The 20,338-nt window shown below is 70.5% G+C and carries 18 protein-coding genes; 15 read left to right on the top strand and 3 right to left on the bottom strand.

What is annotated here, in order from left to right:
• The first annotated feature begins 1 nt into the window (after position 1).
• The 14 genes from E5N76_RS03670 to E5N76_RS03735 all read left to right on the top strand — a co-directional run bounded on the left by E5N76_RS03670 (position 2) and on the right by E5N76_RS03735 (position 15,719).
• Complete coding sequence (locus tag E5N76_RS03670) at positions 2-772, top strand: class II aldolase/adducin family protein (RefSeq protein ID WP_149536131.1); 771 nt, start codon at positions 2-4, stop codon at positions 770-772.
• Positions 769-1,905 (top strand): ABC transporter ATP-binding protein, encoded by a 1,137-nt coding sequence (locus tag E5N76_RS03675; RefSeq protein ID WP_149535944.1) that lies wholly within the window; start codon positions 769-771, stop codon positions 1,903-1,905. Before E5N76_RS03670 ends, E5N76_RS03675 begins: the two co-directional genes overlap by 4 nt.
• Positions 1,902-2,801, top strand: a complete 900-nt coding sequence (locus E5N76_RS03680; RefSeq protein WP_235907558.1) for an ABC transporter permease — start codon at positions 1,902-1,904, stop codon at positions 2,799-2,801. The genes E5N76_RS03675 and E5N76_RS03680 overlap by 4 nt, the downstream gene beginning before the upstream one ends.
• A gap of 106 nt (positions 2,802-2,907) precedes the next feature.
• Positions 2,908-3,696 carry an ABC transporter permease gene (locus tag E5N76_RS03685; protein WP_149535945.1) on the top strand — a complete coding sequence of 263 codons (789 nt, stop codon included), beginning with the start codon at positions 2,908-2,910 and terminating at the stop codon, positions 3,694-3,696.
• A gap of 51 nt (positions 3,697-3,747) precedes the next feature.
• Positions 3,748-4,533, top strand: a complete 786-nt coding sequence (locus tag E5N76_RS03690) for a class II aldolase/adducin family protein (protein WP_149535946.1) — start codon at positions 3,748-3,750, stop codon at positions 4,531-4,533.
• On the top strand, positions 4,530-6,230 hold the full coding sequence (locus E5N76_RS03695; RefSeq protein ID WP_149535947.1) for an amidohydrolase: 1,701 nt from the start codon (positions 4,530-4,532) through the stop codon (positions 6,228-6,230). Before E5N76_RS03690 ends, E5N76_RS03695 begins: the two co-directional genes overlap by 4 nt.
• Positions 6,231-6,241: 11 nt before the next feature.
• Positions 6,242-7,183, top strand: a complete 942-nt coding sequence (locus E5N76_RS03700; protein ID WP_149535948.1) for an ABC transporter permease — start codon at positions 6,242-6,244, stop codon at positions 7,181-7,183.
• A complete protein-coding gene (locus E5N76_RS03705) occupies positions 7,180-8,061 on the top strand; it encodes an ABC transporter permease (protein ID WP_149535949.1) in 882 nt (293 codons plus the stop codon). The genes E5N76_RS03700 and E5N76_RS03705 overlap by 4 nt, the downstream gene beginning before the upstream one ends.
• A gap of 85 nt (positions 8,062-8,146) precedes the next feature.
• Positions 8,147-9,727 carry an ABC transporter substrate-binding protein gene (locus tag E5N76_RS03710; protein WP_235907560.1) on the top strand — a complete coding sequence of 527 codons (1,581 nt, stop codon included), beginning with the start codon at positions 8,147-8,149 and terminating at the stop codon, positions 9,725-9,727.
• 55 nt (positions 9,728-9,782) lie between these two features.
• Positions 9,783-11,216, top strand: coding sequence for an amidohydrolase family protein (locus tag E5N76_RS03715; RefSeq protein ID WP_149535951.1), 1,434 nt, complete (start codon positions 9,783-9,785; stop codon positions 11,214-11,216).
• A complete protein-coding gene (locus E5N76_RS03720; protein WP_149535952.1) occupies positions 11,216-12,199 on the top strand; it encodes an ABC transporter ATP-binding protein in 984 nt (327 codons plus the stop codon). Before E5N76_RS03715 ends, E5N76_RS03720 begins: the two co-directional genes overlap by 1 nt.
• Positions 12,196-13,401, top strand: a complete 1,206-nt coding sequence (locus E5N76_RS03725; protein WP_235907561.1) for an ABC transporter ATP-binding protein — start codon at positions 12,196-12,198, stop codon at positions 13,399-13,401. Before E5N76_RS03720 ends, E5N76_RS03725 begins: the two co-directional genes overlap by 4 nt.
• 87 nt (positions 13,402-13,488) lie before the next feature.
• Positions 13,489-14,325, top strand: coding sequence for a calcium-binding protein (locus E5N76_RS03730; RefSeq protein ID WP_149535953.1), 837 nt, complete (start codon positions 13,489-13,491; stop codon positions 14,323-14,325).
• Positions 14,326-14,552: 227 nt separating this feature from the next.
• The gene (locus tag E5N76_RS03735) at positions 14,553-15,719 is read left to right on the top strand and encodes an iron-containing alcohol dehydrogenase (protein ID WP_149535954.1); all 1,167 of its coding nucleotides are present in this window, start codon (positions 14,553-14,555) and stop codon (positions 15,717-15,719) included.
• A 191-nt stretch (positions 15,720-15,910) separates the two neighbouring features.
• Here E5N76_RS03735 and E5N76_RS03740 read toward each other — a convergent pair whose 3' ends face one another.
• The 3 genes from E5N76_RS03740 to E5N76_RS03750 form a co-directional block, all read right to left on the bottom strand.
• Positions 15,911-16,573, bottom strand: a complete 663-nt coding sequence (locus tag E5N76_RS03740; RefSeq protein WP_187829956.1) for a glutathione S-transferase family protein — start codon at positions 16,571-16,573, stop codon at positions 15,911-15,913.
• A 50-nt stretch (positions 16,574-16,623) separates the two neighbouring features.
• Positions 16,624-17,739, bottom strand: a complete 1,116-nt coding sequence (locus E5N76_RS03745; protein WP_149535956.1) for an EAL domain-containing protein — start codon at positions 17,737-17,739, stop codon at positions 16,624-16,626.
• A gap of 391 nt (positions 17,740-18,130) precedes the next feature.
• Positions 18,131-18,850, bottom strand: coding sequence for a DUF1028 domain-containing protein (locus tag E5N76_RS03750; protein ID WP_149535957.1), 720 nt, complete (start codon positions 18,848-18,850; stop codon positions 18,131-18,133).
• 489 nt (positions 18,851-19,339) lie between these two features.
• Between E5N76_RS03750 and E5N76_RS03755 the strand changes: the two genes are divergently transcribed.
• Positions 19,340-20,335 carry a Bug family tripartite tricarboxylate transporter substrate binding protein gene (locus E5N76_RS03755; protein ID WP_187829957.1) on the top strand — a complete coding sequence of 332 codons (996 nt, stop codon included), beginning with the start codon at positions 19,340-19,342 and terminating at the stop codon, positions 20,333-20,335.
• Positions 20,336-20,338 lie beyond the last annotated feature (3 nt).

Consider the following 20,338-nt stretch of genomic DNA (forward strand, 5'->3'; position numbering starts at 1 on the left):
CATGCCCTTGCCCCCGCCGCCCGTGCGGCCCGACCCGGAGCATGTGCCGGATGAGCAGGAGCTGCGCGAGGATCTCGCCGCGGCCTATCGCCTGATTGCCCTCTACGGCATGACGGATCTGGTCTTCACCCATCTCTCCGCCCGCATCCCGGGGGAGGGCCATCGCTTCCTGGTGAACCCCTACGGCTTGCTGTTCGAGGAGATCACCGCGTCCAGCCTGGTGGTGGTGGATGCCGATGGCGAGCCGGCGCAGGCGACGAGCTGGCCGGTGAACCCGGCGGGCTTCGTCATCCATTCCGCCGTGCATGCCGGGCGGCCGGATGCGCTCTGCGTCATGCACACCCACACCATGGCCGGCATGGCAGTGGCGGCGCAGCAGCAGGGCATCCTGCCGCTGAACCAGATCTCCATGGAATTCGATGGCCGCGTCGCCTTCCACGACTACGAGGGCATCGCCGATGACGACAACCTCTCCGAGCGGCAGCGGCTGGTGCGCGACCTCGGCGACAAGCCCTGCATGATCCTGAAGCATCATGGGCTGCTGACGGTGGGCGGCACGGTGGCGGAGGCCTTCTACTGGATGTGGTACCTGGAGCAATCCTGCCGCATCCAGCTCACCGCGCAGCAATCCGGCGTGCCCCTCTCCCTGCCCAGCCGCGGCACCATCGAGCGGACGCGGGCGCAATTCAGCACCGGCCCGACCAAGGGCTGGCTGCCCTGGCAGGCGCTGAAGCGCAAGCTCGACCGCGAGCAGCCCGACTACAAGCAATGAGCGAAGCCACGGCCCTCTCGCGCCCCGAGGCGCGGAGCGCGGGCCATGCGCTGGAGCTGCGCGGCCTGTCCAAGCGCTATGGCAGCTTCACCGCGGTGGAGAATGTCTCGCTGCGGGTGGAGAGCGGTGAGTTCTTGACGCTGCTCGGCCCCTCCGGCAGCGGCAAGACCACCATCCTGATGATGATCGCCGGCTTCACCACGCCGAGCGAGGGCGGCATTCTGCTGGACGGCCAGGACATCACCGGTCTGCCGCCGGAAAAGCGCGATTTCGGCATGGTCTTCCAGGGCTATGCGCTGTTTCCGCACATGAGCGTCGCGGAGAACGTCGCCTTTCCGTTGCGCGTCCGCGCCATGGGCAAGGCGGAGCGGGAGGCCAAGGTGCGGGCGGCGCTGGACCTCGTCCAACTCGACCGCTTCGCGGAGCGCAAGCCCTCCCAGCTTTCCGGCGGGCAGCAGCAGCGGGTGGCGCTGGCAAGGGCGCTGGTCTTCGACCCGGCGCTGCTGCTGCTGGATGAGCCGCTCTCGGCGCTGGACAAGAAGCTGCGCGCCGAGTTGCAGGAGGAGTTGAAGGCGCTGCACCGCCGCGTCGGCCGCACCTTCGTCAATGTGACGCATGACCAGGAGGAGGCGCTCTCCCTCTCCGACCACATCGCCATCCTGAACCATGGCAAGCTGGTGCAGATGGGCGGGCCGACCGCCCTCTACGAGGCGCCGCGCACCCGCTTCGTCGCCGACTTCCTCGGCAAGTCCAACTTCCTGCAGGGCACGGTGCGGGAGCTGGCGCCGGGCGGCATGGCGCTGCAGGCGGGCGGGACGCGGCTGGTGCAGGCGGCAGGGGCGGGGCCGCGCCCGGCCATCGGCGCGCCCGCCCTGCTCTCCCTGCGGCCGGAGAAGATCGCGCTGCTGGGCGAATCCGATGCGGCGGAGAACATGGTCAGCGGCGAGATCGCCGCCTGGGCCTATCTTGGCGCTGGCTTCTCGCTGGCCGTCCGCACCGCCGATCTCGGCGAAATCCGCGTCGCCCTGCCGGCCTGGAAGGCGCCGATCGCCCCGGCGGAGGGCCTGCCGGTGCGGCTGGGCTGGAGCGCCGATGCGGCGGTGCCGGTGCTGGAGGATGAGGGGGCCGCATGAGCATGTCCGGCAGCGCCGCCGCGCCCGCGCTTTCTGCCGCTACCCCGGCGCCCAGCCTGCCGCGCTTCCGCAATGCCGGCTGGTGGGGGCTGATCCTGCCCGCCTTCCTGCTGATGACGGTGTTCTACCTGGCGCCGATCCTGCAGGTGCTGCTCATCTCCTTCACCGAGCCACGGCCGGGCCTCGACAATTACGAGCGGCTCTTCACCTCGATGGGCGTGCAGAATGTCATCGAGACCACGCTGCGCATCTGCATCATCACCACGGCAGTCTCGCTGGCGCTCGGCTATGCGCTCTCCTATGTCGTCGCGCTGGCCTCGCCGCGGGCGCAGCGCTGGTGGCTGCTGGCGGTGCTGGTGCCGCTGTGGATTTCCGTCCTCGTCCGCTCCTTCGCCTGGGTGACGCTGCTGCGCCGCCAGGGGCTGGTGAATGAGGGGTTGATGGGCCTTGGCGTGATTGACGAGCCGCTGCGCCTGGTCTGGAACGAGTTCGGCATCGTGGTCGGCATGGTGCACTACATGGTGCCCTATGCCGTGCTGCCCATTCTGGCCTCCATGCGGGAGATCGACCCGCGGCTGCTGGCGGCGGCGCGCGGCCTCGGCGCCTCCCGCTTCACCGCCTTCCGCCGGGTCTTCCTGCCGCTTTCGGCGCCCGGGCTGGTGGCGGCGGGGGTGCTGGTCTTCATCTTCTCCCTCGGCTTCTACATCACCCCGGCCATTCTCGGCGGCGGCAAGACGCTGATGGCAGCCGAGTGGATCAAGCTGCAGATCCTCGACCTCATCCGCTGGGGCCTCGGCACCATGCTGGCGACGGTGCTGGTGGTCGCCATCCTGGTGACGCTGGCGATCTTTTCCCGGGTGGTGAACCTCAAGCGGCTGTTCGGGGGAGGGGCGTGATGCCGTCCGAGGACCGGAGCGGCGCCTCTACCCGCGAAGCAGGGCGTCGTGGGGACCCGGTGGTGCGCGGCGGGCTGAACCGGCGGGCGCCCGGAGGGCTGCCGCAATGAATGGCGGATATCCCGCCGGTCCCTTCGCCAAGGGCCTGGCCTGGGTGACGGTGCTCTACCTCATCCTGCCGATCACCATCGTCATCCCGGTCTCGCTGACCGATCAGCGCTACCTCTCCCTGCCGCAGGAGGGATTGAGCCTCCAACACTACGTCAACCTGTTCGGCTCGGAGGCCTGGCTGGGGGCGATCTGGCAAAGCTTCTGGATCGCCCTGGCTTCGACCGCGCTGGCGGTGGTGGCGGGGACGCTCTGCGCCATCGGCTGCTGGCGGCTGAGCCGGCGCAGCACGGAGCTGGTCCGGGCGATGATGCTGCTGCCGCTCATCATCCCCAGCATCGTCTACGCCATCGGCCTGTATCGCTATTTCGGCAAGCTGGATTTGCTGGACCGGTTCCTCGGCGTCACCCTGGCGCATGGGGTGACGGGCATCCCCTATGTGGTCATCACCGTCTCCACCGCGCTCGCCGCCTTCGACCCGCGGCTGGAACAGGCGGCCCGGGGGATGGGGGCCAGCCTCTCCCAGACCCTGCGCTGGGTGATTCTGCCCCGGATCATGCCGGGCATCGCCAGCGGCGCCATCTTCGCCTTCATCCATTCCTGGGATGAGCTGGTCATGGTGCTGTTCATCGCCAGCCGGGAGGTCTTCACCCTGCCGCGGAAGATCTGGGACGGGATCAACGAGAACCTGGACCCGACCATGGCGGCGGTGGCGGTATTGCTGATCGTCTTCACCGTGGCGCTGCTGGCGCTGGATGGCGCCCTCCGGGCCCGGCGAAACGGTTGACGGCGGCTGGGAAGCCGGCCAACCATCCCAGGCCCGGAAGGAGAGAGAGCCATGAATGTCGCATCCCCGCCCGCCTCCCTGCATGGCTGGTCGCAGGAGGAGTGGCAGATCCGCTGCGATCTCGCGGCGCTGTACCGGCTCTGCGCGCATCACCGCTGGACCGACTGGATCTACACCCATATCAGCGCCCGGGTGCCGGGGCCGGAGCATCATTTCCTGCTCAACCGCTACGGCGTCATGCACCATGAGATGCGCGCCAGCGACCTGGTGAAGATCGACGTGAACGGCAACCCGGTGGAGGAGCCAGAGGGCTGGGACGGGCAGAGCGTGCTGGTGAACGCCGCCGGCTTCGTTATCCATTCCGCCGTGCACATGGCGCGGGAGGATGCGCATTTCGTCATCCACACCCACACCCAGGCCGGCATGGCCGTCGCCGCCCAGAAGCACGGGCTGCTGCCGATCAGCCAGCACGCGCTGAAATTCTACGGCCACCTCGCCTACCACGACTATGAGGGCATCGCGCTCGACGAGGATGAGCGGGTGCGGCTGACCAACGACCTCGGCACCCACAACGCCATGGTGCTGCGCAACCACGGCCTGCTGGTCTGCGGCCCGACGGCGGGCGAGGCCTATCATGAGCTGTACTATCTGGAGCGCGCCTGCTCCGCCCAGGTGGCGGCCCTGGCCGGCGGCTCCGAGCTGATCTTCCCGCCGGAGGAGGTCCGCCGCCATACCGCCGAACAATTCAACCGCCCGAGCGCGTCTTCCGGCAAGCAATTCGCCTGGAGCGCGGCGCTGCGGCTGATCGAGAACGACAAGCCGGACTACCGTTCTTGACCGCCGAGCTGCTGATCGAGGGGCGCATCTTCCGTGGGTTGGCGGGGGGCTTCGCGGAGGCCCTCGCCATCGGCGGCGGGCGCGTGCTGGCGGTCGGCAGCCGGGAGGAGGTGGCGCATCTCGCCGGGCCGGGCACGCAGCGCATGGCCCTCGGGGAGCGGGTGGCGATCCCTGCCTTCAACGAGGCGCATATGCACCTGCTGCCTTATGGCCTCGGCCTGGCACAGGTGAATCTACGGCCGGAGGAGGTGACGACGCTGGAGGCGGCGCTCAGCCGCATCAGGGCCGCTGCGGCGAAGGCGCCGAAGGGCGCCTGGATCCTCGGCCGCGGCTACGACCATGCGGCGCTGGATGTCGGGCGGCACCCGACCTGCGCCGAGCTGGATGCGGCGGCGCCGCACAACCCGGTCTGGATCGTGCGGACCTGCGGCCATATGGGCGTGGCGAACAGCGCCGCCCTGGCCGCCGCCGGCATCGGCCACAACACGCCGGACCCGGAGGGCGGCGTCATCGAGCGGCGCAGCGGGGAACTGACCGGGCTGATCCAGGAACGCGCCATGCGGCTGGTGAAGGGGGCGATGCCGGTCGCGCCCGAAGCGATGATGATCGAGGCGATCGAACTCGCCTGCCACAGGCTCGCCAGCTACGGCTTCGCCAGCGCCACCGACATGTATGTCGGCACCGTGGCGGGGCTGGCGGACATCCCCGCCTATCAAAAGGCCCAGGCGGAAGGCCGGCTGCCTTTGCGCATGTGGCAGGTGCTGGGCGGCAATCCGGAGGACATCGCCCAGGCGGCCTGGGAGCAGGGGCTGCGCCCGATGCAGGGCGATGACGGGCTGCGCTGGGGCGCCGTGAAGGTCTTCGCCGACGGCAGCGCCGGCGGCCTGACCGCCGCCTTCTTCGACCCCTATCTGCCGGCGCCGACGCGGGGCGTCTTCACCTTCCCCGACGAGACCATGCAGGCGCTGCTGAAGCGCTACCATGAGCAGGGCTGGCAACTCGACATCCACGCCATCGGCGATGCCGCCATCGAGCAGGTCCTTTGCGCGATGGAGGCGGCGGATACGCCGCAGCACCCCTTCGCCGGCCGCCGCCACCGGATCGAGCATTGCGGCTTCGTCACCCGCGACCAGCGGCGGCGGATGAAGGCGCGCGGCATCCTGCCGGTGCCGCAGCCGGTCTTCATGTATGAGTTCGGCGATCTCTACCTGGCCAATCTCGGGCCAGAGCGCAGCACCCACGCCTATCCGATGAAGACCTGGCTCGAGGAGGGGCATCACCCGGCGGCCTCCTCGGATTGTCCGGTCTCCACCGTCGATCCCTTCGTGAACCTCTTCACCATGGTGACGCGGCGGACCAACCGCGGCACGGTGCTGGGGGCGGAGGAAGCCCTTTCCGTCGCCGAGGCGATCCATTGCCAGACATGGTGCGGCGCCTATACGCAATTCGCCGAGGATCGCCGCGGCACGCTGGAGCCGGGCATGCTGGCCGACCTCGCCGTGCTGTCGCGCAACGTCTTCGCCTGCGCGCCGGAGGAGATTCTCGGCGCTCAGGCCGACCTCACCCTGCGCGACGGGCTGCCGATCTTCGATCGCCATGGCGAATTGGCGGCGCTGGACCGGCCGCCGGCCGCCGGTCCAGCCTTGATTGAGCCGGCGATTCACGCCCTGGGTGCCCCCAGGGCGATCGCAGGCTAACGGCCCGACCCATGTTGCGTCACAGCCTGCATCGCCTGTTGCTCGCCATTCCCGTGCTGTTCGGGGTGCTGCTGATCGGCTTCCTGCTGATGCAGGTGGTGCCGACCGATGCCGCCCAGGTCCGTGCCGGCCCCAGCGCCACGCCCGATGTGGTGGAGGCCATCCGCCGCGACCTCGGCCTTGACCAGCCCCTCTACGTGCAATTCGGCCGCTATCTATGGCGGCTGGCGCAGGGGGATCTCGGCGTCTCCATCATCAACAACGTGCCGGTGAGCCAGGAGCTGGGCGCCACCATCGGCCCGACGCTGGAACTGATGGCGGCGAGCCTGATCTGGGCGATTCCGCTCGGCATCGCCATGGGCACCTTCGCCGCCTATTGGCGCGGCTCCATCGCGGACCGGATCATCATGGCCTTCAGCGTGGCGGGCGTTTCCGTGCCGGTCTTCTTCCTCGGCCTGCTGCTGATCTGGTTCGTCGGCTTCCAGTGGCAATTGCTGCCCTTCACCGGCCGGGCCGGGCCGGTCTGGAGCTGGGACGGCTTCCAGGCCATCATCCTCCCGGCCGTCACGCTGGGCGGCGTCTTCGTCGGGCCGGTGGCGCGGATGACGCGGACGGCGGTGCTGGACGTGCTCTCCGCCGACCATGTCCGCACCGCGCGCGCCAAGGGGCTGACGGAACGCTTGGTGGTGCTGCGGCATGCGCTGCGGAACGCGCTGATCCCGGTGGTGACGCTGATCGGCTTGCAGATCGGCTTCCTGCTGGGCGGGGCGGTGGTGACGGAAACGGTGTTCTCCTGGCCCGGCGTCGGGCGGCTGGCGGTGGGCGCCATCCTCTCCTCGGATCTCCCCATGGCGCAGGGGACCATCATCGTGCTCTCGGCCGGGTTCATCCTGGTGAACCTGCTGGTCGATGTGCTCTATGCCGGGCTGGACCCGCGGATGCGCGCGGCATGAGCGCGACCACGGTGCCGAGCGCGGCGGAGGCGGTGCCGCCGAAGCGCGCTGGGCTGCTGGCGCGGCTGCTGAAGGACCCGGCGGCGGCGCTGGCGCTGGTGTTCGTGGTGCTGGTGGTGGCGGCCGCGGTGCTGGCGCCGGTGCTGGCGCCGAGCGATCCCTTCGACAACGACCTGGCGCGCACCATGCAGCCGCCCGGCTCGCCCGGCCTGCCGCTGGGGGCGGACTCCCAGGGGCGGGACATGATCACGCGGCTGCTGTTCGGGCTGCGCGTCTCCCTGGTGATGGGCGTGGTGGCGACGGGGGCGGGCGGCGCGGTGGGGGCGCTGCTGGGCTTCCTCGCGGCCTTCTATCAGCGCTGGCTGGATGGGCCGATCATGCGGCTGATGGACATGATGCTGTCCTTCCCCGCCATCCTGGTGGGGCTGGCCATTGCCGCCATTTTCGGACCTGGCGTCTTTTCCGTGGTGCTGGCGCTCTCCATTTCCACCGTGCCGCTGATGGCCCGCATCGTGCGCGGCAGCGCGCTGGTGGTAATGCGGCTGGACTATATCGAGGCGGCGCGGGCCATCGGCATGAGCGATGCGCGGCTGATCTGGCGTCACCTGGCGCCGAATTGCCTGAGCGGGATCTTCATCTTCGCCACTTTGCGTTTCGGCCAGGTGATCCTGCTGGGCTCGGCGCTGAGTTTCCTTGGTCTCGGCGCACAGCCACCGGTGGCGGAACTGGGGGCCATGGCCAGCGAGGGCCGCAATTTCCTGTTCTTCGCGCCGCATATCGCAGTGATTCCCTGCGTGCTGATCTTCTTCGTGGTTCTGGCCTTCAACGTGCTGGGCGACGCGCTGCGTGACGCGCTGGATCCACGCCTGCGCGTCTGACTCAAGGTTTCCAAAGGCCCTTCGGCCTTTGGCAGGGAGAGCGCGAGAGGGACCGCGTCCCTCTCGCATGTCGGGAGGTTGGGGGATGAGAAAGCTAGCTTACGCCGCGCTGCTGGCTCTCGTGGCCGGCACGGCGCATGCGCAGCCCGCGCCACGCAACACGCTGGTGGTGCTGCGCGAGATCGACGCCGACAATTACGACCCGCCGCGCTCCACGGCGCGTTCCGCCGGCGAGAGCCTCTACATGATGAGCGACACGCTCGTCTCGCTCGACTGGGACATGAAGACCGTCCGCCCCGGCCTCGCCGAGCGCTGGGATGTCTCGGAGGATGGCCGGCTCTACACCTTCCATCTCCGCCGTGACGTCACCTTCTGCGATGGCAAGCCCTTCACCGCGCGCGACGTGGTCTACACCATCAATCGCTGGCTGGACCCCGCCACCCGCAGCCCGGTGCGCTGGCGCGCCGGCCCGGTGAAGGAGGTGCGCGCGAAGGACGATTACACCGTGGAGTACGAGCTGACGGAGCCCTATGGCGAGCTCCTGTATCAGCTCTCCCTGTTCTTCGCCTCCATCGTCGATCAGGCGACGGTCGAGAAGCTCGGCGCGAATTTCGGCGTGCAGGGCTTCAACGGCACCGGCCCCTTCTGCTGGGTGAGCTGGACGCCGCGGCAGGAACTCGTCCTGCAGCGCCACCCGAATTACCGCTGGGGCCCGCCCATCTACCGCAACCCCAGCCCGCAGGTGGAGCGGGTGATCTGGCGCGTGGTGCCGGAGAGCCAGACGCGCCTCGCCGCGCTGCAGACCGGCCAGGCGGATGCGACGCAGTACATCCCGAACGTCGCCATCAACCAGCTCCGCAACGTGCCGACGGTGCGCATGTCCACCCAGGAGAACTACTTCTGGGACTACTTCCTCGGCTTCAAGGTGGACAAGCCGGTGGTGAGCGACCCGGCGATCCGCCGTGCCATCAACCAGGCGGTCAACCGCAGCGCCATCGTCCAGGCGGTGTGGTTCGGCTCGGCGCAGCCGGCGACGTCCTATCTCAACCCCAACACCGCGGGCTATGACGCGGAGGCGGCGAAGCTGGTGCCGGGCTACGACCCGGATGCGGCGCGTCGCACGCTGGACGAGGCCGGCTGGCGCATGGGCCCGGACAATGTGCGGGTGAAGGATGGCCAGCGCGCCAGCTTCCTGACCTATGCCATCAACACCCAGACCTCGCGGCAGTATCTGGAGGCGATCCAGGCCGACCTGCGCCGCATCGGCATCGAGATGCGCATCCAGCTCTGGGATGCGACGGTGGGCTGGGGCAAGCTGGCGACGCAGGAATTCGACGCCTTCACCATGTCCTACCCCTATGTGACGGCGACGGATGCCTTCTCGCTCTACTTCGACAGCCGCAACCGCCCGACGCCGAACCGGATGAACTGGAACGACCCGGCGACTGACGAGGCGCTGACCCAGGCGAAGGTGGCGCTGGACCCGGCGGCGCGGGCGGCGGCGATCGCCCGGGCGCAGCGCATCGTGGCGGAGAACAATGTGTGGCTGCCGCTGGCGCGGGAGCAGATCTGGGTGGCGGCCTCGCAGCGCACGGAGGGCGTGCGGGCGCATGGCATCTACGGCGTGGCGCTGTACAAGGGGCTGGATATCCGGCTGACGCGGTAGCGCCGCTGCCGCCGCCTGTCGCATGCGGTGGGCGGCGGCCAGGGAGATGGGATGGATGAGCATCACGCTGATCAGGAACGCCGAGGTTGCCATCCTCTGGGATGCCGCCGTGCAGCAGCATGTCTATGCAACCGATGTGGACATCGCCTTCGAGGGCGGGCGGCTCGTCCATGTCGGCGGCGCCTATGCCGGCCCGGCGGCGGAGACCATTTCCGGCCGTGGCGTGATGGTGATGCCCGGGCTGGTGAACATCCACTCCCACCCCTCCAGCGAGCCCATGAACAAGGGCTTCACCGATGAGGTGGGGACGCCCGGCCTCTACAATTCCTCCCTCTACGAATACTTGCCCATCTTCCGCGCCGATGCGGAGGCGGTGCCGAGCTGCGTGCGCGTCGCGCTGAGCGAGTTGCTGCTCTCCGGCGTCACCACCGTCGCCGATCTCTCCATGGCGCATCCGGGCTGGCTGGACCTGCTCGGCGAATCCGGCATGCGCGTCTGCATCGCGCCGATGTTCCGTTCCGCCCGCTGGTTCACGAAGAACGGCCATGTGGTGGAATACGAATGGGACGAGGCCGCCGGCCAGAAGGCCTTCGCCGAGGCGATGACGCTGATCGAGCGCGCCGAGCAGCATGAGAGCGGCCGCCTCTTCGGCATGGTGGTGCCGGCGCAGATCGACACCTGCACGCCGGAGCTGCTGCGCGACAGCTTCGACGAAGCCAAGCGCCGCGGCGTCTCCTGGCAGATCCACGCCGCGCAATCGGTCTCCGAATTCCATGAGATCACCCGGCGCCACGGCTTCACGCCCATCGGCTGGCTGCATGAGCAGGGGCTGCTCTCGGAGCGCAGCATCATCGGCCATGGCATCTTCCTGGATGACCATCCGAGCACGCCCTGGCATACCCGCCGGGATCTCGACCTGCTGGCGGAGACCGGCACCACCGTCGCGCATTGCCCGACCGTCTTCGCCCGGCGCGGCATCACCCTGAAGCATCTCGGCCGCTACAAGCGGCATGGCGTGAATATGGGCCTCGGCACGGACACCTATCCGCACAACATGCTGGATGAGATGCGCCTCGCCGCCTATCTCGCCCGCACCCAGGCGACCGATCCGCGCAGCCTCACCACCACGGAGCTGTTCGAGGCGGCGACCATCGGCGGCGCGAAGGCGCTGGGCCGCGACGATATCGGCCGCCTCGCCGCCGGCTGCCGCGCCGATCTCGTGCTGGTAGACGTCGCCCACCCGATGATGCGTCCGGCCCGCGACCCGCTGCGCAGCCTGATCTACGCCGCGGGCGATCGGGCGCTGAAGGCGGTCTATGTGGATGGCAGCAAGGTCGTGGAAAACGGCGAGGTGCTGACCATGGATTACCGCACCGCCGCCGCGCATCTGCACGAGGCGCAGCAGCGCATCGCGGACCGCGTGCCGGAGCGGGACTGGAACCACCGCACGGCGGAGCAGATCTCCCCCACCACCTTCCGCTGGACCTGATGCAAGCGCCGCTCCTCGCCATCGACGGCCTTCGTACCGTCTTCCGTACCTCCTCGGGCGAGGTGGCGGCGGTGGATGGCGTCTCCCTCGCCGTGCCGCGCGGCCGCACCCTCGGCATCGTGGGGGAGAGCGGCTGCGGCAAATCCATGCTCTCGCTGTCCGTCATGCGGCTGGTGCCGCGGCCGGGGCGCGTCGCGGCCGGTAGCGTGCGGCTGGAAGGGCGGGACCTCCTCACCCTTTCGCCCGCCGAGATGCGCAGCGTGCGCGGCGGCCAGGTGGCGATGATCTTCCAGGAGCCGATGACCAGCCTCAATCCGGTCCACACCATCGGCGACCAGATCATCGAGGCGATGCAGGCGCATGAGGCCGGCGGGCGCGACCTGCGCGACCGCGCCATCGAAGCGCTGCGCCGCGTCCGCATCCCGGCACCGGAGCGGCGGCTGGACGAATACCCGCACCAGCTCTCCGGCGGCATGCGGCAGCGGGTGATGATCGCCATGGCGCTGGCCTGCCGGCCGAAGCTGCTGATCGCCGACGAGCCGACCACGGCGCTGGACGTGACGGTGCAGGCGCAGATCCTGGACCTGCTGCGCGAATTGCAGGCGGAGACCGGGATGAGCATCATCCTCATCACCCATGACCTCGGCGTGGTGGCGGAAATGGCGGATGAGGTGGCGGTGATGTATGCCGGCCGGGTGGTGGAGCAGGCGACCGCCCGTGCCCTGTTCGAGGACCCGCAACACCCCTATACGCTGGGCCTGCTCGGCTCCATCCCGCGGCTGGATGAGGAGCGCGACCGCCTGCTGGCCATCGAGGGCGCGGTGCCGCCGCCCTTCGCCCTGCCGCCGGGGTGCAGGTTTGCGCCGCGCTGCCCGTTCTCCATCACCGAGTGCACGGCGGCGATGCCGCCGCTGCGGGAGCTGGCGGAGGGGCACGGGGCGGCCTGCATCCGGGCGCCGGTCGAGCAGGCGGTGGCGGCGTGAGCAGCGTGGCGCCATCCCCACCCCAACCCTCCCCCGCAGGCGGGGGAGGGAGCGACACCCCGTCGCCCGCGCAGCGGGGGGGTGGCGGCACGGCCGCCAACGGGACCCGCGCGGCAGCGCGGGAGGGTGGGAGCCATGCCGCCAAGCCGCTCCTCGCCGTCGAGAATCTCGTCAAGCACTACCCCGTCCGCCGCGGCCTGATCCTCGCCCGCCAGGTCGGCACGGTGCGGGCCGTGGACGGCGTCTCCTTCACCCTGAACCGCGGCGAGACCCTGGCGCTGGTCGGCGAATCCGGCTGCGGCAAATCCACCACCGCCCGCCTCGTCCTGCGCCTCATCGAGCCCAGCGCGGGTCGCGTGGCGATCGAGGGCGAGGACATCACCTCCCTTTCCGGCGCCGCGCTGCGCCGCCTGCGCCGCCGCGCCCAGATCATCTTCCAGGACCCCTATGCCTCGCTGAACCCGCGGCTTTCCGTCGGCGACGCCATCGCCGAGCCGATGGTGGTGCACGGCATCGGCGATGCCGCCGCCCGCGCCGCGCGGGTGCGGGAATTGCTCGGCCTGGTCGGCCTCGCGCCCTATCACGCCGATCGCTACCCGCATGAATTCAGCGGCGGCCAGCGCCAGCGCATCGGCATCGCCCGGGCGCTCGCCGTGCAGCCGGAGCTGGTGGTGTGCGACGAGCCGGTCTCCGCCCTCGATGTCTCCATCCAGGCCCAGGTGGTGAACCTGCTGAAGGAGCTGCAGTTGCGCTTCGGCCTCGCCTATCTCTTCATCGCGCATGACCTCGCCGTGGTGAAGCACATGGCGGACCGCGTCGCCGTCATGTATCTCGGCCGCATCGTGGAGATCGCCGAGAAGCGCGCCCTCTTCGCCGCGCCGCGCCACCCCTATACGCGGGCGCTGCTGGCCGCCATCCCGCATCCGGATCCCAGCCGGCGCGGCCAGGTGACGCCGCTCGGCGGCGACGTGCCCAGCCCCATGGCCATCCCGCCCGGCTGCCGCTTCCACACCCGCTGCCCGCATGCGGCGGAACTCTGCCGCACCCAGGAGCCGCCGGCGCTGGAAATCGGCCCCGGCCATCTCGCCGCCTGCCATTTCGCCGCCACCCTGCCGCCGGTGGCGGCGGCGCCGGGCGGCGGCCTCAGCTCGTTGGCGGCGAAGCGCCTGGCGCTCTTCGCGGCCGGCCGTCCTGCCGCCTGATGGCAGCAGCCTGACCGCCGCTTAACCGGATTTTCATCCTCATCCCGCAGGCTGCCGCCACCCTGGCCGTTCCAGCGTGGTGAAGAGATGGTGTCCAGCGTCTCCGGCAGCGGCGCCGCTTCCTATATCGGCATCCTGCTGTCCTCCATGCGCGGCAGCAGCGGCACCGGCGGCGGCGGGGGCAGCACCGGCGGCAGCACGGGCAATGACACCATCTACCTGTCCTCCCAGGCGCAGCTCCTGCTCTCCATCGCCTCGGCGCTGAACGCCTCCCAGGGCACCACCACCCCGGCCGACCAGATCATGAGCCTCGCCGCCCAGCTCGGCCCGATGGTCGTCACCGGCGACGGCGCCGGCCTGGCCATCGACCTGGCGCCGCGCGGGCCGGATACGGCGGATGACAATCTCAACCGCCTCGCCACCATCCTGCAGGGCGGCGGCGATCCCGGCGCCGCCGGCTCGGCCGGCTATTTCGCCTCGGTCCGCACCGGGGAGGGCCATGACGCGGTGCTGGCCGGCGACCCCACCGCCGCCCCGGAGGCCTCGCCCGGCCTCGCCGCCCTGGTCGATACCGGGGCGGGGGATGACACCATCGTGGTCAACGGCAATGCGCTGGTCCGCGGCGGCGCGGGGAATGACAGCATCGCCTCCACCGGCGGCAGCCTGCTGGTCAATTTCGGCTATGACGCCGGCAACGACACGGTGGAACTCGCCGATGGCCCGCTCGGCCTGCTGATGGGCGGCGTCGAGGAATCCCGGCTGCTGGTGGCGCAGGAGGGCAATGACCTCGTGCTCCGCATCCATGACACCAATGACAGCCTGACCATCCGCAACTTCCGCGCGGCGCAGGAGGGCTATATCCGCCTGGCCGAGGGGACCAGGACCCTGGCCGACCTCACCGCCGGGCTGGACTTCACCGCCTGAGCCGACGCCACCGGGAAAGGGCAGGGGGCATGACGCCTCCCGCCCTGGCGGAATTGCCGCCACCCGCCTATCCTGCCCGCAACACACATCCCGGATCAGCGCCGCCCGGTATCTGCCGCGGCCTTGCCGCGGAAGGCTTTGGGAAAGCCTCGGACTCCAGCGATTCCGGGGCCCCCGCCAGGCCGCGCAGCGGTCCGCTGGGGGAAATGAGTGCGGGAGGAGCAGCCATGATCGCCACCATCGTCTCGCCGCGGCTGATGCGCATCGGCGGCGGCAGCACCGCGCAGGTCGCGGAGGTGCTCGGCCTCTTCGGCCTGTCCCGCCCGCTGCTCGTCACCGATCCCTGGATGGTCTCCTCCGGCACCGTGAACCGGGTGCTGGAGCCGCTGGGCAAGGCCGGCATCACCGCGGCGGTGTTCAGCGAGACCGTGCCGGACCCGACCGACACCGTCATCGAGGCCGGCGTCGCCGCCTTCCGCGCCGGCGATTATGACTGCCTGATCGGCTTCGGCGGCGGCAGCCCGATGGATACGGCCAAGGCCATGGCCATCCTCGCCGCGGCGGAGCCGGGCGCCAAGATGCGCGCCTTCAAGGTGCCGGCGAGCGCGGACAAGGCAGCGGTGCCGGTGATCTGCATCCCGACCACGGCCGGCACGGGCAGCGAGGCGACGCGCTTCACCGTCATCACCGACACCGAGACCGAGGAGAAGATGCTGATCGCCGGCCTCGGCGCCCTGCCGCTGGCGGCGATCGTCGATTACGAGCTGACCTACAGCGTGCCCGCCCGCACCACGGCGGATACCGGCATCGACAGCCTGACCCATGCGCTGGAGGCCTTCGTCTCCAAGCGCGCCAACCCGCATGCGGACAGCCTGGCGCTTTCGGCGATGCGGCTGATCGGGCGGCATCTGCGCATCGCCTATCGCCAGCCGCAGAACGCCGCGGCGCGGGAGGCGATGATGCTGGGCGCGATGCAGGCCGGCCTTGCTTTCTCCAATTCCTCCGTCGCGCTGGTGCATGGGATGAGCCGGCCGATCGGCGCGCATTTCCACGTGCCGCACGGGCTTTCCAACGCCATGCTGCTGCCGGCCGTGACGGAATACGGGCTGAACCACGCCCTGCCGCGCTATGCCGAGGCGGCACGGGCCATCGGCGTGGCGAGCAGGGATGACGCCGACCAGGTGGCGGGCAGCAAGCTGCTGGAGGAATTGCGCGCGCTGAACCAGGAGCTCGGCGTGCCGACGCCGGCGGAATACGGCATCGGCGCCGCGAAATGGGAAGGGCTGCTGCCGCTGATGGCGCAGCAGGCGCTGGCCTCCGGCAGCCCGGCCAACAACCCGCGGGTGCCGGAAGCGGGGGAGATCATCGCGCTCTATCGGCGGGTCTACGGGTGATCTGAGAAGGGCGAAGAAAGGGGGCTCTGCCCCATGCTCGGCCGGGGAGGCGCGGTGAAGGCAGCGCCTCCCGGTGTGAGGCTGCAGGTTGAACCAGCAAACTTATGGCGGGGTCCGGGGGACGCCTTCCCCCCGGCGGGGTGCAGGGGCAGCGCCCCTGCCGGGGGTCAGGGGCGGAGCCCCATGCCCCCTCAGCGCCGCGCGATCTCCGCATCCTTCTTCGGGATCAGCTCATAGGGCGCCGCATAGCCCGGCATGGCCTGGATCCGCCCGGCCCAGGCCGCCAGCCTCGGCCAGCGCGCCAGCTCGAATCCGCCTTCGGCCATGAACACCATCCGCCCCCAGCAGCCGAGATCGGCGATGCTCGGCGCCTCCCCAACCAGCCAGTCGCGGCCTGCCAGCGCCTGGTCCACGCGGTCCAGCGCCGCCTCGGCCAGCGGGCGGAAATACTCCATCACCGCCGGGTCCACCGCGCGGAAGCGGCTGTAATGCCGCACCTTGGCGACGTTGGTGATGGCATCCGCCTCCCAGGAGAGCCATTCCCGCGCCTGCCAGCGATCCTGCTCGTGCGGCGGCTCGAACCGCCCCGTCACCCGCGCCAGATAGTCCAGGATGACGTTGGACTGCACGATGGTCAGCCCCCGGTGCCGCAGCGCCGGCACTTGGCCGTAGCGGTTCACCGCCAGATAGTCCGGCCGCGTCTGCGCCCCGGTCTTCAGGTTCACCGTGCGGAAGCTGAAGGACAGCCCGGCCAGCGCCAGGAACAGCATGGGCTTGAAGCTGGAGCTGGAGGTGAAGCTGCCGAACAGGGTCAGCCTTTCCCCGTCGCCCTCGCCGTTTGGCGCATCCTGCATCGCCGTGCCCTCCCGGCCCCGAGCATCGCCCGGGCCGGGCGCCGCGTCCATCAGCCGCGGCGATAGCCCCGCCAGCCGGCCAGCCAGGTGCCGAGGGCGCTGGCCGGCAGCGGCCGGCCGATGCCGAAGCCCTGGGCGCAATCCAGCCCCAGCCCGCGGAGCTGCGACCATTGGCCGAGATCGGCGAGGCCTTCCGCGATCACCAATTGGCCGCGCTGCCGGGCCAAGCCGACCAGGCGGCGCACCGCATGCCGTGCCGCGGCCTCGCATGGCAGCCGTTCCACCAGGCTGCGGTCCAGCTTGAAGCCGGCGAAGGGCAGGGCGAGCAGCCGGTCCCGCCCGTCCCCCAGCGCCAGATCGTCCAGCAGCACCCGGTAGCCGGCGGCGTTCAGCCGGCGCAGGGCGCGCCGCAGCAGGCGCTCGTCGCGCACCTCGGTGGTTTCGGTGAGTTCCAGGAAGAGCCGCCCGGGCCCGATGCCGGTGCCGGCCAAGGCGCGGCCCAGCCAGGCGGCCAGGTCCGGCTGCAGCAGCAGGGCGAGCGGCAGGTTCAGCGCCAGGCCGAGGCTCGGGAAGCCCGGCCCCAGCCCGGCCAGCTCCGCCCCGGCGCGGGAGGCGACGGCGATGGAGAGCTTGCGCGCCAGCCCGGCGCGCTCCGCCAGGGCGATGAAGGCATCCGGCCCCACCTTGGCATGCGGCATGTGCCAGCGGGCCAGGGCTTCAACCAGCACCGGCCGGCGGTCCAGCAGGCTGACCACCGGCTGGAAGCGCACCGCGATCTCCCCCCTGGCCAGGGCCGCTTCCAGCAGGCTGGCCGCGGCATCCGGCAGCGCGCCGGAAGAGGCGGGGGGCGCCAGCAGGGCGGCGGCCAGGCGCAGCGGGTCGGCCGGCAGGGCCACCACATCGCCCGGCAGCCCGTCCTGCTGCGGGGCGGAGGAGACGACGAGAAGGCCGGTGGAGGCGCTGGGGTCGCGCAGCAGATCCAGCAGATCCGGCCAGTCGGATCCGGCCGCCTGCGGCTCGCAAACCAGATGGCGCGGGGCGAGGCCCGGCGCCGCAATCTGCGCCAGCGCTTCCCGCCCGCTGGTCACCACCATGGCAGGCGGCCGCCCCAGCCGGTTCGTGGCGGCATGCGCCGCCGCGATCACCGCCGGGTCGCGCGCGAGCACGACCAGACGGTCACGACTGGGATCGGAACGGACCGAGCAGGACAATCCTAGTCCCCGAATGAGTGCTCTGGAGCATAGCCGGCCGGCTCCCGCAAGTCATGCACCGAATGCCCACAAACGTCTTTTTCCTGTGAAATCTCCACAGACAGAGAGGCAATTGGCGCAGTATGAGGCTGCGCACTACGGCCGCGCTTGCCCCTGGCGACGGATATTACGCGATGATCTCGCCAGAATCAGTGATTTGGCGCCGAATAAATGCAACCTTTGCGTGCCTGTGGCTGATGGGCCACGAATCCTTGCCATTGCATGCACGTGCCGGCTGCCGCGCCCTCCAGCGCCCTGGGCGCGCGCCCGGCCGGGAAGCCGCCCCGGCCGGTCCCGGCCCCGCCCCCTACCGCCGGAAGCGGAGATCGAGCCCGCGGGCGCGCCAGCCGGCCTCGATGCCGTCCAGGTTGATCCGTCCGGCGGGGTTGGATTTGCGCGGCGTGTCCGCCAGCCCCGGCTTGCGGTCCCGGGTCCAGATGCCCAGCAGCCGGCGCAGCTCGGCGATCGGGTCGGCATGGTCGTCCACGCGGATGTCGAGGTCGGGGAAATCCTCCGTCGTCGCCAGCACCATGGCGGCGGATTGCCGGCCGCGCCGGTCGCCCCCCGCCGCCTCGCCGGCCTCCATCGCCGCCATCAGCCGCTCCGGCAGGTCGAGCGCCGTGCCGGCGGCGAAGCGGGCGAAGCAATCCGCCACCACCGCCTCCCCGGCCAGCATGTTGCCGGCGACGGAGAAGCCCTCCGCGGTCCGGTGGCCGCACCATTCCACGCAATTCTCCCCGGTCCAGGCGGCGCTGTTGCCGTGCCGGTCCACCGCATGCACCTGGCGGATGCCGCGGCCGGGGTCGCTCGCCACCGCACCCTCGATGGCGGCGGCGGGGGTCAGGCCGCGCGCCATGCCGTCCAGGATGGCCGGGGCGAGATAGCGGTTGGTCATGGATTGGGTGGAGACGGCGCCGACCCCTGCCCGGACGAAGGGGCAGCTTGCCCCCACCGCGAAATTGCAGGTGGCGACCGCCACGGCGAAGGCGCCGGTCTTGGGGTCATGGGCGGTGATGGACCAGGTCATGCGGCGACTCCCCATGCTGTCCTGCCCGCGAAACGCGCTGGATCCCCCGCGCAGGGCGCGGACAGGCCGGCTATCGAAACCGAGGCCGGTGGCCTGAGAACGGAGTCCGGCGGATTGCGGAATCGGGGACACCAGCGACCTGCCAGCATAGGCGGGGCGCGGCCCGCCAACCTAGAGCGTGATCGGTTGAGGTCGAATCGACCGAAGCCGTGAAGCACGCGACCGGATAACGAGCTGCACGCGACCGGATAATGAGCTAGAGCGGGGCGGGTGAGCGCAGCTCAACCGATCCCGCTCTAGTGTCCTGCCCGCGAAGTTCGCTGGATTTCCAGCGAACGCAGCGGGCAGGCAGGTCCCTGAAAACAAGAGTTGGTGGCCCGAGAACGACGTCCGCAGGACTGCGGAATCGGGACACCAGGCTGCCATGCCGTGCCGGCTTGCGGAATGACCGGCATGGCGGCAGCTTGCGGGGAACCGGGAGACCTTCACATGACGTCCTTCGCCCCCAGCCGCCGCGCCGCCCTCGCCCTGGCCGGGCTGGCCCTGCCGGGCCTCGCCCCGCCCCGCACTGCCCGGGCTCAGGCCGGTTGGCCGGACCGTCCGGTGCGGCTCGTCGTGCCCTTCGGCGCAGGCGGCGCCATCGACACCCTCTCCCGCACCGTCGCCAACGCCTTCCCGGCGCTCGCCAATGGCCAGACCCTGGTGGTGGAGAACCGCGCCGGCGCCGGCGGCACCATCGCCGGCGCCTTCGTCGCCCAGTCCCGGCCGGACGGCACCACGCTGATGATGGCCGATCTCGGCGCCAACGCCATCGCCAAGGAGCTGCAGCCGAGCCTCGGCTACGACCCGATGACGGCCTTCGCCCCCATCTGCCACCTGGTGACGCTGCCGCTGGTGCTGGTGGTGCCCGCCGCCTCGCCGGTCAGGAGTCTCGCGGAGTTCATCGCCGGCGCGAAGGCCCAGCCGGACCAGGTCTATGCCCATCCCGGCATCGGCTATGTCGGCCACCTGGCGCAGGAGCTGCTGCTGCGCGAGATCGGCGCCCGCATGACGCCGGTGCCCTATCGCAGCGGCGCCGAGGCGCTGCGCAGCCTGCTGGCGAATGAGACCGGCAGCGCCATCATCACCGTCTCCACCACCCTGCCGCAGATCCGCGAGGGCAAGCTGCGGGCGATCGCCGTCGCCGCCCCCCGGCGGGTGGCGCTGCTGCCGGATGTGCCGACCATTGCCGAGACGGTGCCGGGCTTCCAGGCCTCGGTCTGGCACGGCATTGTTGGCCCGGCGGGGCTGCCGGCGGAGATCGTCCAGGCGGCCAACCGCATCTTCAATCGCGCGATCCAGCAGCCGGAGGTGCGGCAGGTGGTGGAGCAGACCCAGGCGGGCGAGGTGGTGGGCGGCACGGCCGAGCAATTCGCCGTCTTCATCGCCGCCGACCACGCCCGCTGGGCACCGCTGATCCGCACCGCCGGCATCCGTACGGAGTGACTT

The organism is Siccirubricoccus phaeus (assembly GCF_008360935.1).
Lineage (GTDB): Bacteria > Pseudomonadota > Alphaproteobacteria > Acetobacterales > Acetobacteraceae > Siccirubricoccus > Siccirubricoccus phaeus.